The following is a 14,856-nucleotide window of genomic DNA, read 5'->3' as shown; positions in this document are numbered from 1 at the left end:
GACAAGTTGTATTTGAATCGGGCAACGCAACCGCCATGGCGGCAAGTTACAGTTCGCCCTTCCGCTGTCCATGGCGGTTTGGAAAATTCAGTGTCGCTTTGGCCGCGAAGGCGGCCGCCGGGCGCTGCCCGGTTCGGAGTGGGATCAGCCGCGCGGCACCCCCAGCGCATCGGCGGCGGCGACGGCATCACGCAGGACCCCGAAGGCATCCTGAACGTCGAAGGCCAGGAAGTCCCGCTCGATGGCATCGGTCAGGCTGGGCGGCGAGGCCTGCGCCGCGCGGGACAAGGCGTTGCTGCGTTCCTGCAGCGCGAGCAGCGCCCGCGCCGCCCGCAGCACTTCCATCAGCACGAGTTCCGCGGCGACGGATTTCGGGACCATGGGCGCCTTGCGGTGACAAGGTTCGAACTGGTCCATCTTGCGCAACCCCATCTGCCCAACCCCTTGTCCACGTTCAGAGATTGGCAAGGATCGATGCGGGTTGCGCGTGAGAAGGGGTGGCGCCTGCGTGAATGCGTCGTGAAGGACTGAAAGCCGGTGAAACGGCTTTTTTCCCTCTAAGTGATTTTTTTCCTTGCCATGGTTTCCGGTTCTGCATATGTTCCCTTCACCGGCAGGCAGTCCTGCCCCGGTTCGACGGAGACACCCCCATGGCCATCATCACCAACCAGACCCCGAGCATCCTCCCCGCCCAGATCCAGGCCGTGTCCGATTCCAACACGGTGCGCGTCGGCGCCGGTCTTCGCCGCTTCACGGCGGTGCGCGACAATGGCCAGGTTCGCGTCGGTGCCGGCCTGCGCCGCATGACGGCCCCCGCCGCGGTGAAGGACAGCGGCCTCGTCCGCGTCGGCGCCGGCCTGCGCCACATCGCGGCCCCCGCCGCGGTGCGCGACAACGGCCAGGTCCGCGTCGGTGCCGGCCTGCGCCGCATGGCGGCCCCCGCCGCGGTGAAGGACAGCGGCCTCGTCCGCGTCGGCGCCGGCCTCCGCCACGTCGCGGCGGCCGTGCGCGACAACGGTCAGGTCCGCGTCGGCGCCGGCCTGCGCCGCATGAGCCCCGCCCCGCTGCCGGCGGCGATCCGTGACAGCGGTCGCGTCCGGGTCGGCGCCGGTCTCCGCCGCATCTGACGCAGGGGCGGCCGGCACCATTCCTCCCCGGTGGTGCCGGCCGTCGTGTCCGACCCAAGCCAGCCTTCCCAGGATACCGGAACAATGTCCCAATCTCCCCCTCCGATCCGCTTTCACGCCCTGATCCCCGGCCAGCGCCCCCCGGCCCGCGCCGATCGCAGTGGCCTCGGCACCCTGCCGATCCGGGCCTGGCGGTATTGCGAGGCGGTCACCACCGCGGCCGGCCTCGGCTGGCACATCTTCCCGCCGGCGGCCTTCCGGCTGCTGTTCGACGGGCAGCGCATCTGGTGGCAGTGCGACGATGTCGCGGAAGACTGGATGCCGCTGGACGATGCCGCCCAGTTCCCGGGCTTTGCCCAGACCTTCGACGCCGCGGCACCGGAAGAGATGCGCGGGTTCTCGCCCCCCTTCCTGACCGCCCTGCCGGAACCTGGCGTGGTGCAGATCTGGACCGGTCTTCTGGCCCGCAGCGCCCCGGGTTGGAGCCTGCTGCTGCGCCGCCCGCCGAACCTGCCGCCGGTGCCGGGGATCGAGATCTATGAGGGCCTGGTCGAAACCGACGCCTGGTTTGGCCCACTCTTCACCAATATCCGCATCACGCGGACGGATGAGCCGATCACCCTGCGTCCGGAATGGCCGCTGCTGCTGGCGCAGCCCGTCCCCCGCCCGGCCTATGCCGAAGCCTGGTTGAACGGCGCGGAAATGGTGGAAGGTCTTTCGGCCATGGGGGCCGATGAATGGTCAGGCTATGACGCCGCCGTGGTGGCTCCCGCCCGGGCGGTGCATCGCCCCGGCAATTACGCGGTCGCCGCCCGCAAGCGCCGCAAGGGGGAAGAGGCGACCGGTTGCCCCTTCCACCGTGCGCAAAGCCTTACTTCGGCGCCAGCACCATAATCATCTGGCGGTTTTCCAGGCGCGGCATCTGCTCGACCTTGACCAATTCGCCGAGTTCGACGCGGATCCGCTCCAGCACCTTCACACCCAGATCCTGGTGCGCCATTTCGCGACCACGGAACCGCAGCGTCACCTTGACCTTGTCGCCCTCGTCGATGAAGGACCGCGCCGAGCGCATCTTCACCTCGTAGTCGTGGTCGTCGATGTTCGGCCGGACCTTGATCTCCTTGATCTCGACGACCTTCTGCTTCTTGCGGGCCTCGTTGGCCTTCTTCTGCTGCTCGTACTTGAACTTGCCGTAGTCGGTGATCTTGCACACCGGCGGGACGGCGTTCGGCGAGATTTCCAGCAGGTCGAGGCCGACATCATAGGCGCGGCGGAGCGCATCATGCGCGCTCATGACGCCGAGCATTTCGCCGGCTTCGTCGATCAGACGCACTTGCGGAACACGGATATCCTCGTTGACGCGCGGTCCATCGCGGGTCGGCATTTGGGCGGGTGCGGGGCCTCGGGCCAGGGTGGTCTCCTATCGTGGTGAAATCTTGTCGCGCGATAGACCCAAAAGGCCTTGAAGCGCAACATATCTATGTGCTGCGGCGCAGCACACAAACAAGGTGTCGCGGTCTATTTGTCCGAAAGACGTAAATCGGGCGGTGTCGCCTCGGCGGCCAGCAGCGCCACGGCGTCGTCCAGGCTCAGCGTCTCCTGCTCCCGCCCGGGCAGGCGGCGCAGGACGAGCTTGCGCTCCTCCGCCTCTCGCCGGCCGATCACGCCCAGCACGGGAATGCGCTGTTCGATGTGGTCGACGACCTTGCGGTTGATCTTCTCGTTGCGGACATCGGCCTCGGCATGCACGCCGGCCGCGCGCAGGGCCGCCACGACCTCACGCGCGTAATCCGCCGCATCCTCTGTGATGGTCGCGACGACGACCGGCACCGGGGCGAGCCAGAGCGGGAAGCGTCCGGAATATTGCTCGATCAGGATGCCGAGGAAGCGTTCGAAGGACCCCAGGATCGCGCGGTGCAGCATGACCGGGCGGCGGCGGCTGCCATCCTCGGCGGTGTACATCGCGTCCAGCCGTTCCGGCAGGACGTAGTCCACCTGCAAGGTGCCGCATTGCCAGTCGCGGCCGATGGCGTCGCGCAGCACGAATTCCAGCTTGGGGCCGTAGAAAGCCCCCTCACCCGGGTTCCACTCGTATTCGACGCCGGCCAGGACGCAGGCGTCCTTCAGCCCTTGTTCCGCCTTGTCCCAGGATTCCTCGCTACCGGCGCGCTTCTCCGGCCGGTCGGAGAACTTCACCCGGAAGCTCTCGAACCCGAAGTCGCGGTAGATATCGGCCAGCAGGGACACGAAGCGCGCGGTTTCCGAGGCCACCTGGTCCTCGGTACAGAAGATGTGCGCGTCGTCCTGGGTGAACGCGCGCACCCGCATGATGCCATGCAGCGCGCCCGAAGGCTCGAAGCGGTGGCAGGCGCCGAACTCGGCCATGCGCATCGGCAAGTCGCGATAGGACCGGATGCCCTGGTTGAAGATCTGCACGTGGCACGGGCAGTTCATCGGCTTCAGCGCCAGCAGACGGTCCTTCTCGGACTCGTCGTCGACGCGCGCCAGGAACATGTGCTCGCGGTATTTTTCCCAGTGGCCGGATTCTTCCCACAGGCGGCGGTCGACCAGTTGGGGGGTCTTGACCTCGTCATAGCCGGTCGCGTCGAGGCGGCGGCGCATGTAGTCCTCGACCTTGCGGTACAGGCGCCAGCCCTTGGGGTGCCAGAAGACGCTGCCGACGGCCTCGTCCTGCAGATGGAACAGGCCGGTGTGCAGGCCGATCTTGCGGTGGTCGCGCTTCTCCGCCTCTTCCAACTGGAGCAGGTGGGCGTCGAGTTCCTTCTGGTCGCGCCAGGCGGTGCCGTAGATGCGCGACAGCATCGCGTTGCGATGATCGCCCCGCCAATAGGCACCCGCCACCTTCATCAACTTGAAGGCCGAGCCGATGTCGCCGGTGCCGCGCATATGCGGGCCGCGGCACAGGTCCAGCCATTCGCCCTGGCGATAGATGCTGATCGGCACGCCCGACGGCAGGTCTTGGATCAGCTCCGCCTTGTAGCGTTCGCCGCGTTCGCGGAAGTAGGCGATGGCATCGTGGCGCGGCCATTCCTCGCGCACAAAAGCGTCGTTGCGCGCGATGATCTCGCGCATCTTCGCCTCGATTGCCGGGAAGTCGGCCGGGGTGAAGGGCTCGTTCCGGGCAAAGTCGTAGTAGAAGCCGTTCTCGATCGACGGGCCGATGGTGACCTGCGTGCCGGGGTAGAGCGCCTGCACCGCCTCGGCCAGCACATGGGCCGTGTCGTGGCGGATCATCTCCAGCGCCTCGGGGTCGCGGCGGGTGATGAAGCGGACGGCGGCATCCTCGGCGATCGGATGGGACAGGTCGCGGATCGTGCCATCGACGGCCATGGCGAGCGCGGCCTTGGCCAGGCCCGGCCCGATCGAGGCGGCGATCGCCGTGCCCGTCACGGGCCCGTCGAACTGGCGGACAGCACCGTCGGGCAGAGTGATCGCGGGCATGGCGTGGCGGACCCTTGGGTTGGGTGAAACGTGGGGTGCCGTGTTTGAGCAGCGATGGCCCCGCGGTCAACCCGGCGTGACCGCGGCCCTGGCAGTATTGTAACAATGGCCCGCGACCGGCACATTGGGCCATGCCCGACCCAGACCTCGCCCGCGCGGCGCTGTATCTTGATTTCGACAATGTTTTTTCCATCCTGCACCATCAGGACGAGGCGCTGTCCCTGGCCTTCGCCACCACGCCGCTGCGTTGGCGCGACTGGCTCTGCGGCGGGCCGGGGCGACGGCGGATGCTGTCGCTGCGCTGCTACATGAACCCCGGCGGCTGGGTCGATACCCGCGCCGACGGCCCCTTTGCCGATATGGGCCAGCATCCGCGGGTCTATTTCAGCCGCTTCCGCAGCGCCTTCACCGATGCGGGGTTCGAGGTGGTGGACTGCCCCCGCATCGGCCGCGCCAAGAATGCCGCCGATGTGCGGATGGTGATCGACGTGCTGGACGCGGTCGGCGGCGCGGTGCCGCCGGATGAGGTGATCCTGGCGACATCCGACAGCGATTTCCTGCCTCTGTTGCACAGGCTGCGGACGCTGGACCGGCGGTCGGTGCTGCTGGCCCATCCGGACCTGGCCCCGGCGATGCGGGCCACGGCCGACCAGGTGATCGGGCTGGACGCCTTTGCCGCCGGCGCCTTTGGCAAGCCCCAGGTCACCGCGGCATCCTTCGACCCGATCCCTGAGGCGGATGGCATGCCGATCGCCGCCCTGCGCGACATCGTGGCGTCATCGGGCCGCATCCACCTGCCACTGCTGGGCAAGCTATCGGCCGAACGCCTGGGCGTGCCGCTGCGCGACAGCGACTACTACGGGACCGGCTCGCTGGAAGCCCTGCTGTCCGCCGCCGGCCTGCGCCGCATCCCCGGCGACGGCGGCGGTTGGGTCGAGGTGGCGGAGGACGCGTAGGCGGGCGAGTGAATAACGGGGGAGTTGCGCTTTGAAAGGGGCTTTGCCCCTCTCAAACTCTCCCCACCAAGGGGCCGTGGCCCCTTGGAACCCACGGCGTTTGGCAAAATAAAGGGAGGGGCATCAAGGTTGCGCCATTGGTACAACGCGCTCCATGCCCCTCCCTTTATTTTACCAATACATCGCGCCGGTCCAGGGGCGGCGGCCCCTGGTGGGGGAGGTGTGGAGGGGGCGAAGCCCTCTCCACGGCGCACCCTCCCCGTTATTCACACCCCGCCGCCGCGATCACTTCGGCAACCGTGGTCCCGCTGATCGGCACTCGCCGCAGCACGGCGACCGACCGGCCGCGCGGTGCGCAGAGTGCGGGGTCGCTGTCGGCGCCGAACAGCGCCACGGTCGGCGTGCCCATGGCCGCGGCCAGGTGCACCGGCCCGGTGTCGTTGCCGATGCACACCGTTGCCTGGCGGGCGATGGCGGCCAGTTCGCGCAGGGACGTGCGGCCGCAGAGGTCGATCCCGCCGATGGCGCGGGCCAGTGGCGCTTCGGCCTTGCTGCCGATGACCACGACCGGCAGCGGCAGGGCCCGGGCCAGGTCGGCGAAGTTCTGGACCGGCCAGCGCTTGCCCGGCCGCCCGGCCGAGGCGCCCGGCACAAGCAGAACGAAGCGGGGCGGCAGGTCCAGGTGGGTCAGGTCGGCGGTCAGCCAGGAGGTATCGGGTTCGGGGAAGACCTGGATGCCGGCCATCGACAATTGCTCGCGCTGGCGTTCGGCCGTGTGCATCAGGTCGCGGGCGGGGTTGGCGTGGCGGTGGCTGGCGCCGCGGGCGATGCCCGACCATTCGGCCCCGCCGGTCATCAACCGGTAGCGAGAGGACCGGCCGGAGGTTTGCAAATCATAGACCCGGTCGAAGCGCTGCCCGCGCAACCAGGCGGCCAGCCGCGCCACGGCGGGAAAATCGGTCCAGGCGGGGCGCCCATCGTCGCGGATCGCATCGAACCAGGGCGAGCCGGCCAGCAGCGCGGCATAGGGCGGCGTCGTCAGCAGGATGATATGGGCACCCGGGTGATGCGCCCGGATCGCGGCGAAGGGCCCGAAGGCCTGCACCACGTCGCCCAGGGCGGCGAGCTTGATGACCAGGATGCGCTGGGTCACGAAAGATCCCGATAGACCGCGAGCGTCGCCGCCTGCATCGCTTCCCGCGTGTAGTCGCGTAGCACCGCGGCGCGGGCGCGGGCGCCGATTTCGGCCCGGATTTCCGGCGTCATCGCCAGCACGCGGGCCATGGCGGCGGACAGCGCCGCAGGATCGCCGGGCGGGCTGCGGAAGCCGGTGATGCCCTCGGCCACGGTTTCGCGCGGGGCGCCGAGGTCGGAGGCGATGATGACGCGGGCCATCGCCTGGGCCTCGATCACAGTCCGACCAAAGGCTTCCGGGTCAGTGCTCGTATGCAGCACGAGGTCGGCGGTGGAGAGTGCGGCGGGCAAGTCGGTCACGTGGCCGGCGAAGCGCAGGCGATCCGCGATGCCAAAACTGCCCGCCAACGCACGCAATTCATTGGCAAAGGTGCCCGCAGCATCGCCGCCGGCCAGGACCAGCACGGCCGGCCCTGGCAGCGCAGCCAAGGCCCGTACCGCCACGACTTGGCCTTTCCACCGCGTCAGCCGCGCCGGCAGCAGGATCATGGGGGTCGCGGCATCCAGCCCGACCTTGGCGCGAAAGGCGGCGGCCCGCGCGGGGGTGACGGCGGCGGGGTCGAAGGCGATGGTGTCGACGCCGCGCGGGATCAGACAAATACGTTGTGGATCAATGTCATGTCTGGCGATGATCAGGTCACGAATGAAACCGCTGATCGCGATCACCCGCTCACCTCGTGCCATAACAGAATTGTATAAGCGCTTGCCCAAAAAGCCTTCGTTATAGGCGCCGTGGTAGGTCGTGACGAAATGCGCCCCCGTGCGGCGCGCGGCAAAAAAGCCCGCCCAGGCGGGGGCACGGGACCGGGCGTGGACGATGCCGACCCCCTTTTCGCGGATGATCCGCGCGAGGGCGGCGGCATTGCTGGCGATCGCCCAGGGCGCCTTGGCGCCCATAGGCAGGGTGGTGTGCTCGCCCCCCGCGGCGATGACCTCGGCGACAAGCGGCCCGCCGGCGGAGGCGACCAGCGCCCGCCCCCCGGCCGCGACGATGGCGGCGGCGATTTCGACGGTGCCACGTTCCACCCCGCCCGCGACCAGGGCGGGCAGGATTTGCAGCACGGTCAGGTTTTTGGGCATCGCGGTGGGATAAGCGGGCTTCGGGCCGGCGTCACCCCCGGCTGGCCGCGGGACAATGTTCCAGCACCGGGACCGCTTCGCTCACAGCGGGATCGGGGCTGCGATCTTGGCGGCGGCACAGCGCGCCGCCAGCATGGCCGGCAGCGAGGCATGCAAGGTCAGGCCGCCCGCCAGCGCCGCGGCCTTGCGGGCCAGGCCGCGTTCGCCCGGCAGGCGCGGCGGGGGCTGGCCCTCCGGGGCGGGGTTGGCGCGCACGGTATCGGCCAGCCAGCCGGCTTCACGGCTGAAGGCATCGACGCCACCAAACCGCGCCGGGTCCAGCACCAGGACAAACACCGCAGCCCCCCAGCCGGTCGGCGCATCCGCCCGCCCCTGCCCGCCCAGGGCGGAGGTCAGCATTTCCACCAACAGCCCGAGGGCAAAGCCCTTGTGCCCCGCCCCCGGCGCGCCAAGCGGCAGCAGCGTGCCGCCCGCGCCGAACACGGCGGCATCGTCGGTCGGATTGCCTTGGGCATCCTGCAGGAAGGCATGGGGAAAGCGGCTGCCGGCCGCCTTCAGCCGGTTGGTCATGCCGTTGGTGGTGTAGGACATCGACACGTCCATGATCACCGGCGGCCCGCCCGCCGTCGGCCACCCGGCCGCCAGCGGATTGGGTGTCATCACCGAGGTCAGCCCCCCGGTCGGCGCGACCGAGGCGGTGCCGGGGTCGGAGGACGCCAGCACCAGCACCTGCCCCGCACGCGCCACGGCTTCGGGATAGGCCGCGAGGCAGGCAATGTGGTGGCTGCGGCGGATCACCACCGCCGAAAGCCCAAAGATCGTCGCACGCGCCTGGGCCACCGCGATCGCCCGGCGCACCAGCCAAGGGCCGGGCAGTTTCTTGCCGTCCCAGGTTTCCGTGACCGGCGTGCTGGCGACCAGCCCCGGCAAGCCATCGGCCGCCATGTCGCCGGAGGCCAGCGCGTCCAGATACGGCCCCAGCAGCGCCAGCCCATGGGTGTCATGGCCCAGCAAATCGCCCTCGACCAGGACCTCGGCCATGGTGCGGGCGCGGTCCTCGACCAGGCCCGCTTGGCGGAACAGGGCGGTGACCGTGTCGGTCAGCGCCTTGGTATCATACCGCATCATCCACCCTTCACGCCCCCGGTCGTCAGGCCCTCGATGATCTGCTTTTGCGCGAGCAGGGTCAGCAACAGCACCGGTAGGGTAACGAGCAATGCGGCCGCGGCAAGCGGGCCCCAGGAAATCTGCTCGAAGGTCAGCATGTTGTTCACGGCGACCGGCAGCGTGCGCGAATTGCGCCCGGCCAGCACCATGGCGAAGATGAAGTTGTTCCAGGAGAAGATGAACGACAGGATCACCGCGACGGTCACCCCCGGACGGCATAGCGGCATCGCCACGTGGTAGAAGGCCTGCCAGATGGTCGCGCCATCGACCAGGGCCGCTTCCTCCAGTTCAGCCGGAAGCCCTTCGAAAAAACCCATCATCACCCAGACCACGATCGGCACGGTGATCACCAGGTGGATGATGATGATCGGCACGACGCTGCCGGTCAGCCCGATCCACTGGAACAGCAGGAAGAGCGGGATCAGGTAGGACAGACCGGGCGTGATTCGCGCGATCAGGATGACCACGGCCGCCCGCGTCGCCTGCATCCGCGCGATACCATAGCCGGCCGGCACGCCGAACAGCACCGCGAGCCCGGTGGCCGAGAAAGAGACCACGATGCTGTTCCACGCCTGCCCCAGGAAATCGTTGCGTTCGAAGACCGCGACGAAATTGGAGAGGACCGGCGGGCTGGGGATGAAGATCGGCGGATAGGCGGTGTTGTCGAGTTCGGTCTTCAACGACAGCGACAGCATCCAGAGAAAGACCATCGCCGCCGGCGCGATCAACACCAGGATGGAGAATCCGAAGGCGATACGCCCGAGGAGCCGGCGCATCAGATGGCATCCTTGAAGCGTTGCCTTGCCCACAACATCAACATCGCAAGGGCGACGATGATCAGGAAGAACACCACCACCACGGCGCTGGCATACCCCATGTTGTAATAGGCAAAAGCGTTGAGATACAGGAAGATGTTGATGGTTTCCGACGCCGTGCCCGGCCCGCCCTGGGTGATGACGTAGATCGTGTCGAAGGCCTTCAGCGCATCGATGGTACGGATGATCAGCGCCACGATCAGGAAGGGCGACAGCAGCGGCAGGGTGATGTGGCGGAACGCCTGCCAAGCGGTCGCACCATCGATCTTGGCGGCCTCATAGGGATCCTGCGGCAGGCTGGCGAGCCCGCCCAGCACGATCAGCATCACCAGCGGCGTCCAGTGCCAGACCTCGACCAGCACCAGGGTCGGGATGACCGTCGAGGCATCGTAGATCCACATCGACGGCGGCAGGCCGACGCTCGTTAGCAGCCAGTTCAGCACGCCAAGCTGCGGGTGGAACATCATCGTCCAGACCAGCGCCACCGCGACCGGCGTCGCCATCATCGGCAGGATGAAGATGGTCCGCGCCAGGCCCCGAAGCGGGAATTTCTGGTTGAAGGCGAGCGCCGCGAGCAAGCCCAGGATCATCGGGAAGATGACCGCCAGCGCGGTGTAGTAGAGCGTGCGCAGCACCGAGAGGTGGAAGCGGTCATCGGTGAACAGGCGCACGTAATTCGCCATGCCGACGAAGGTGCGCCCGCCGCCGAGCTTCCATTCGTGCATCGCCATGTAGAGCGTGAAGCTCCAGGGAAACAGGATCGTCGCCAGCACGACGACGCCACAGGGAGCGACGAACCACCAGTAGTGGCGGGCGTAGTTGCGGCGCTGCCCCTTGGGCAGCGCCGCGGCGACAGGGGCGGTGGTGGTGCTCACGAGGCCCGCTCGGAGGCCTCCAGCACGGGACGGAAGGCATCCGTCGCGCGCTTGAGCTCCGTCGCCACATCGGCGCCGCCGATCATGTTGGTCAGCGCCGTGCCGATGGTGTCGCGGAATTCCGTGACCGGCAGGATGATCGGCAGGCCCGGTCGGCTGATGCGCGCCGATTCGACCAGCGTGTCGAAGAAATCCTGCTTGAAGCGGCTGGTGCGGATCGCTTCCTCATTGCGGAAGGGGCTGGTGCGGGCCGGCGCGCCGGCGCCGCTGGTCAGGAAGCGTAGCTGGTTGGTCTTGCCCAGCGCCCATTGCAGGTAGAGCCAGGCCGCCCCCTTCTTGCGCGAGGCCTCGGCGATGCCGAGGCTGGTGCCGAACATGCAGCAGTGATGCCCGCCAGGCCCGGCGGGGGCGGTGGTATAGCCGACCTTGCCGGCGACGCGGGACCGCGTCGGGTCCTCCAGCGGGGCGGCGAAGCCGACGCCGTCGATCCACATGGCCGCGCGCCCCTGCATGAAGGTCGTCTGGCATTCGTTCCAGTTGAAGCCGACCGTGCCCGGGGGCGAGAAATCCTTCATCAGCGTCTGGTAGGCGCGCCCGGCCCAGATCGCGTCCGGCGTATCGGTGATCAACTGGCGCTGCGCGTTCAGCGTATCCTTCTGCGCGGTGCCGAGCAGGAACTGGGTCCAGAGCACCACATTCGCATTGCGCAGCCCGCGGCCGACATGGCCGTAGATTTGCCGCGAGGGATCGTTCAGCCGGCGCGCGGCCTCAATCATCTCATCGAAGGTGCGCGGCACAGCGACGTTCTTCGCCGCCAGCAACTCCTTGTTGTAGTAGAGGATGAAGTAGTCGGAGAACTCCGGCAGCGTATCCAGACGTCCGTCCGACTGGGTCGCATATTCGACGATTCCGCTGCCGAAATCGGCGAAATCGAAATCCGGCGCGGTCATGCTGGCGTCGGCGATCATCGGCCGCAGGTCGGCGCACCACTTGGCCCGGCCGATCTGCAATTTGGACACATGCAGCGACACGCCGATGATGTCGAAGGACGGGCGGCCGGAGGTGAATTCGATGGCGAAGCGCTGGCGGCTCTGCTGTTCGGGAATCGCTTCGGCGCCGACGGTGATGCCGGTCAGGTCCTGGAACTCGCGCTGGTTCTGGATCAGGATCTGGCTGCGCGGATTGGCGGTCAGGCTGACCTCGATGCGTTCGCCACGATAGCGGCGCCAGTCGAAGGCGGATTGGGCATTGGCCTTTTCGACGAGGGGGGGCGCGGCCAGGACGGCGGCGCTGCCGGCCAGGATGTGGCGGCGGCTGAACTCGGTCATCGGCGGGGTTTCCTCTCCCAGGCGCCCGGTTCCGGGCATTGGAGTGATGCTGCGGCCCCCGAGGTCGGCTTGTCCAGGGCGGGCTTGTCCAGCGTCCGCAGGTCGATCAGGCTCCGCCACGTTTGGGGAGACGCCACCATGGACCTGACCGCACTGCCGGCCGATTGGACGGCCGGGCATTTCGCGCTGCGGACCGATACGCCGGATGGGCCGCTGGCCATCGCGCTTTGGCACGGGGCCGCCTTCGACATGACGCCGGCCTTCGGCACCGTCTCGGCCTGGTTGAACGAGCCGGATCCGGTCGCGGCGATCGGGGCCGGGGTGCCGATCGCGCTGCCGGCCTTGGGGCCGCTGCTGGCGCCCTGCGACCTGCAGGCGGTGAAGGCCTGTGGCGTGACCTATGTGCGGTCCATGCTGGAACGGGTGATCGAGGAGCGCTGCCGTGGCGATGCGGCGCGGGCGGAGGCGGTGCGCGCCGAATTGCGCGGCGTCATCGGCGACAACCTGGCCGCCCTGGTGCCCGGCAGCCCGGAGGCCATGGCGGTCAAGGCCCGGCTGATCGCGATGGGCTGGTGGAGCCAGTACCTGGAGGTCGGGATCGGCCCGGATGTGGAGATTTTCTCCAAGGCCCAGCCCATGGCCTCGGTCGGGCATGGCGCGGCCATCGGCATCCACCCGATGTCCGGGTGGAACAATCCGGAGCCGGAGGCGGTGCTGGCCATCTCGGCGGCGGGTCGCGTTGTGGGGGCCACGCTCGGCAATGACGTGAACCTGCGCGATGTGGAGGGGCGCAGCGCGCTGCTGCTCGGCCGCGCCAAGGACAACAACGCGGCCAGCGCCATCGGTCCCGCGATCCGGCTGTTCGACGATGGATTCGGCCTGGCCGATGTGGTCGGCGGCACCACCCATTTGACCATCACCGGCGAGGACGGGTTTGTGCTGGACGAAACCGGCGCGGTCGCCGCCATCGCGCGCGATCCGGCCGATATCGTGCGGCAGTTGATCGGCCCGCATCACCAATACCCGGATGGCGCGATGCTGTTCCTCGGCACACCCTTCAGCCCGTCAAAAGATCGCGGCGCGCCGGGTGAGGGTTTTACCCACAAGACCGGGGATGTGGTGACGATCAGCAGCGAAAGGCTGGGCACCCTGCGCAATACAGTGCAGCCGACCGATGCCTGCCCGCCCTGGGTGTTTGGCACCGGGGCCTTGATGGCGTCGCTGATGCGTCGCGGGTATCCGCGCAGGTGATGGAAACCACAGGGCGCATCGCCGCGCCGGACGGCACGTCCATCGCCTATGGGTTGACCCCCGGCACGCAGCCGGGGGTGGTCTTCCTGGGCGGCTTCCGCAGCGACATGCAGGGCACCAAGGCGATTTTTTTGCGCGACCTCTGTGCGGCGCAAGGCCGCGCCTTCCTGCGGCTGGACTACAGCGGCCACGGCCAAAGCGGCGGAGCTTTCGAGGACGGGTCCATCGGCCGCTGGACCGGCGATGCCGAAGCGGCCGTCCTGGCGCTGACGGAGGGGCCGCAGGTGGTGGTCGGCTCGTCCATGGGTGGCTGGATCGCACTGCTTCTGGCGCGCCGGCACCCGGATCGAGTCGTGCGCATCATCGGCCTGGCGGCGGCGGCGGATTTCACCACCGCCCTGATGGAACCCACCCTGCCGCCGGCGGTGATGGCGGCCATCGCGCGGGACGGCGTGGCGCATATCCCTTCGGACTACGGCGCCCCCTACCCCATCACCCGGCTGCTGCTGGAGGAGTCGCGGAAAAACCTGTTGCTCGAAGATGGCTTCGACCTGCCCTGCCCGCTCCATCTGGTCCAGGGCATGGCCGACCCGGACGTGCCCTGGCGCCATGCCCTGCGCACGCTGGATGCCTGCCGCCGCGATGACACCCGGCTGACCCTGGTGCGCGACGGCGACCATCGTCTGTCGCGGCCGCAGGACCTGGCGCTGATCGGTCAGATCGTCTCGGACTGAAGGATGGCGGCCAGGCCCTCGCGATAGGTCGGGTAGCGCCAGGCAATCCCCAGCGCCGCCTTGGTGATGTCGTTGCGCAGGCGGCGGTTTTCCGACCAGAAGGATCGCGCCATCGGGCTCATGCGCGGCCAGGCATCGGCCAGGGATTCCTCCGGCGGCGGTGGCACGCCGAGCAGCCGCGCCGCCTCGGTCACCACATCGGCCGAGGCCGCGGGCAGGTCGTCGGTCAAATGCAGCACCCGCACGCCCGGCGGCGGCATTTGCGCGGCGGCGGCGATGATGGCGCGGCCGATATCCTCCACATGGATGCGGCCGAAGGCATGGCCGGGGGCGAGCCTGCGCTGCGCGGTGCCGGCGCGCAGGTCGTCGAAGACGCTGCGGCCGGCGCCATAGATGCCGGCGGTGCGGAACAGGTCCAGCGCCCGCCCCCGCGCGACCGCGGCCCAGGCCTGTTCGGCCGCAAGGCGGCGCTGGCTGCGGGGCTGGCCGGGGGCGGGCGGCGTTGTTTCATCGACCCAGGCCCCGCCACGATCGCCGTAGACGCCCGTGGTGCTGATATAGCCGATCCAGCGTAGGCGCGGCGCCGCCGCGATGGCCGCGGCATGGCGTGCCAGCGCCGGGTCGCCCAAGGCTTCATCCGGCGGCGCGGTCATCAGCAGGTGCGTCGCGGCGGCGATGGCCGGGGCGGCATCGTCGAAGGGCACGATCGTGACACCGGGCATCGCTGCCCGCGACGGGTCGCGTGCCGTGGCACTGACGGTGAACCCCGCGCCCAATGCCGCCTGCGCGGCGGCGCTGCCGGAGGCGCCGAGACCGATGATGAGCAGCGTGTGTGTCATCGCCTTAACATGCCGCAGCCCACCCGCC

Annotated in this window: 15 protein-coding genes; 5 read left to right on the top strand and 10 right to left on the bottom strand. The window is 68.7% G+C overall.

What is annotated here, in order from left to right; translation table 11 throughout:
• Positions 1-144: 144 nt before the first annotated feature.
• A complete protein-coding gene (locus ACQW02_RS11065; protein ID WP_431285298.1) occupies positions 145-381 on the bottom strand; it encodes a hypothetical protein in 237 nt (78 codons plus the stop codon).
• Positions 382-650: 269 nt separating this feature from the next.
• On the opposite strand from ACQW02_RS11065, the gene ACQW02_RS11060 reads away from it, so the two are divergent.
• Together ACQW02_RS11060 and ACQW02_RS11055 are read left to right on the top strand one after the other, a co-directional pair.
• Entirely contained in the window at positions 651-1,127 is a 477-nt protein-coding gene (locus tag ACQW02_RS11060) for a hypothetical protein (RefSeq protein ID WP_431285297.1), read from the top strand.
• Between the two features lie 84 nt (positions 1,128-1,211).
• Positions 1,212-2,021 carry a DUF6065 family protein gene (locus tag ACQW02_RS11055; protein ID WP_431285296.1) on the top strand — a complete coding sequence of 270 codons (810 nt, stop codon included), beginning with the start codon at positions 1,212-1,214 and terminating at the stop codon, positions 2,019-2,021.
• On the opposite strand, the gene infC is transcribed toward ACQW02_RS11055, so the two are convergent.
• Together infC and thrS are read right to left on the bottom strand one after the other, a co-directional pair.
• Complete coding sequence (gene infC, locus ACQW02_RS11050; protein WP_431285295.1) at positions 1,999-2,511, bottom strand: translation initiation factor IF-3; 513 nt, start codon at positions 2,509-2,511, stop codon at positions 1,999-2,001. The genes ACQW02_RS11055 and infC overlap by 23 nt on opposite strands.
• A 134-nt stretch (positions 2,512-2,645) precedes the next feature.
• Positions 2,646-4,589 carry a threonine--tRNA ligase gene (gene thrS, locus ACQW02_RS11045; protein ID WP_431285294.1) on the bottom strand — a complete coding sequence of 648 codons (1,944 nt, stop codon included), beginning with the start codon at positions 4,587-4,589 and terminating at the stop codon, positions 2,646-2,648.
• Positions 4,590-4,720: 131 nt separating this feature from the next.
• On the opposite strand from thrS, the gene ACQW02_RS11040 reads away from it, so the two are divergent.
• Positions 4,721-5,545 carry an NYN domain-containing protein gene (locus ACQW02_RS11040; protein ID WP_431285293.1) on the top strand — a complete coding sequence of 275 codons (825 nt, stop codon included), beginning with the start codon at positions 4,721-4,723 and terminating at the stop codon, positions 5,543-5,545.
• A gap of 262 nt (positions 5,546-5,807) precedes the next feature.
• On the opposite strand, the gene ACQW02_RS11035 is transcribed toward ACQW02_RS11040, so the two are convergent.
• From ACQW02_RS11035 to ACQW02_RS11010, 6 genes are all read right to left on the bottom strand, one after another.
• Complete coding sequence (locus ACQW02_RS11035) at positions 5,808-6,698, bottom strand: glycosyltransferase family 9 protein (RefSeq protein WP_431285292.1); 891 nt, start codon at positions 6,696-6,698, stop codon at positions 5,808-5,810.
• The gene (locus ACQW02_RS11030; RefSeq protein ID WP_431285291.1) at positions 6,695-7,819 is read right to left on the bottom strand and encodes a glycosyltransferase family 4 protein; all 1,125 of its coding nucleotides are present in this window, start codon (positions 7,817-7,819) and stop codon (positions 6,695-6,697) included. Before ACQW02_RS11030 ends, ACQW02_RS11035 begins: the two co-directional genes overlap by 4 nt.
• A gap of 81 nt (positions 7,820-7,900) precedes the next feature.
• The gene (locus ACQW02_RS11025; RefSeq protein WP_431285290.1) at positions 7,901-8,947 is read right to left on the bottom strand and encodes an Ldh family oxidoreductase; all 1,047 of its coding nucleotides are present in this window, start codon (positions 8,945-8,947) and stop codon (positions 7,901-7,903) included.
• Entirely contained in the window at positions 8,944-9,762 is an 819-nt protein-coding gene (locus ACQW02_RS11020) for a carbohydrate ABC transporter permease (RefSeq protein ID WP_431285289.1), read from the bottom strand. Before ACQW02_RS11020 ends, ACQW02_RS11025 begins: the two co-directional genes overlap by 4 nt.
• Positions 9,762-10,676 (bottom strand): carbohydrate ABC transporter permease, encoded by a 915-nt coding sequence (locus tag ACQW02_RS11015; RefSeq protein WP_431285288.1) that lies wholly within the window; start codon positions 10,674-10,676, stop codon positions 9,762-9,764. Before ACQW02_RS11015 ends, ACQW02_RS11020 begins: the two co-directional genes overlap by 1 nt.
• On the bottom strand, positions 10,673-12,004 hold the full coding sequence (locus ACQW02_RS11010; RefSeq protein WP_431285287.1) for an extracellular solute-binding protein: 1,332 nt from the start codon (positions 12,002-12,004) through the stop codon (positions 10,673-10,675). The genes ACQW02_RS11015 and ACQW02_RS11010 overlap by 4 nt, the downstream gene beginning before the upstream one ends.
• Positions 12,005-12,142: 138 nt before the next feature.
• On the opposite strand from ACQW02_RS11010, the gene ACQW02_RS11005 reads away from it, so the two are divergent.
• Positions 12,143-13,255 carry a fumarylacetoacetate hydrolase family protein gene (locus tag ACQW02_RS11005; RefSeq protein ID WP_431285286.1) on the top strand — a complete coding sequence of 371 codons (1,113 nt, stop codon included), beginning with the start codon at positions 12,143-12,145 and terminating at the stop codon, positions 13,253-13,255.
• Positions 13,255-13,989, top strand: coding sequence for an alpha/beta hydrolase (locus ACQW02_RS11000; RefSeq protein ID WP_431285894.1), 735 nt, complete (start codon positions 13,255-13,257; stop codon positions 13,987-13,989). The genes ACQW02_RS11005 and ACQW02_RS11000 overlap by 1 nt, the downstream gene beginning before the upstream one ends.
• On the opposite strand, the gene ACQW02_RS10995 is transcribed toward ACQW02_RS11000, so the two are convergent.
• Complete coding sequence (locus ACQW02_RS10995) at positions 13,971-14,828, bottom strand: SDR family NAD(P)-dependent oxidoreductase (protein ID WP_431285285.1); 858 nt, start codon at positions 14,826-14,828, stop codon at positions 13,971-13,973. The genes ACQW02_RS11000 and ACQW02_RS10995 overlap by 19 nt on opposite strands.
• Positions 14,829-14,856: the final 28 nt, after the last annotated feature.

The organism is Humitalea sp. 24SJ18S-53, assembly GCF_050632385.1.
Taxonomy (GTDB): Bacteria; Pseudomonadota; Alphaproteobacteria; order Acetobacterales; family Acetobacteraceae; genus Humitalea.
This window is presented reverse-complemented; position numbering and strand designations above follow the sequence as displayed.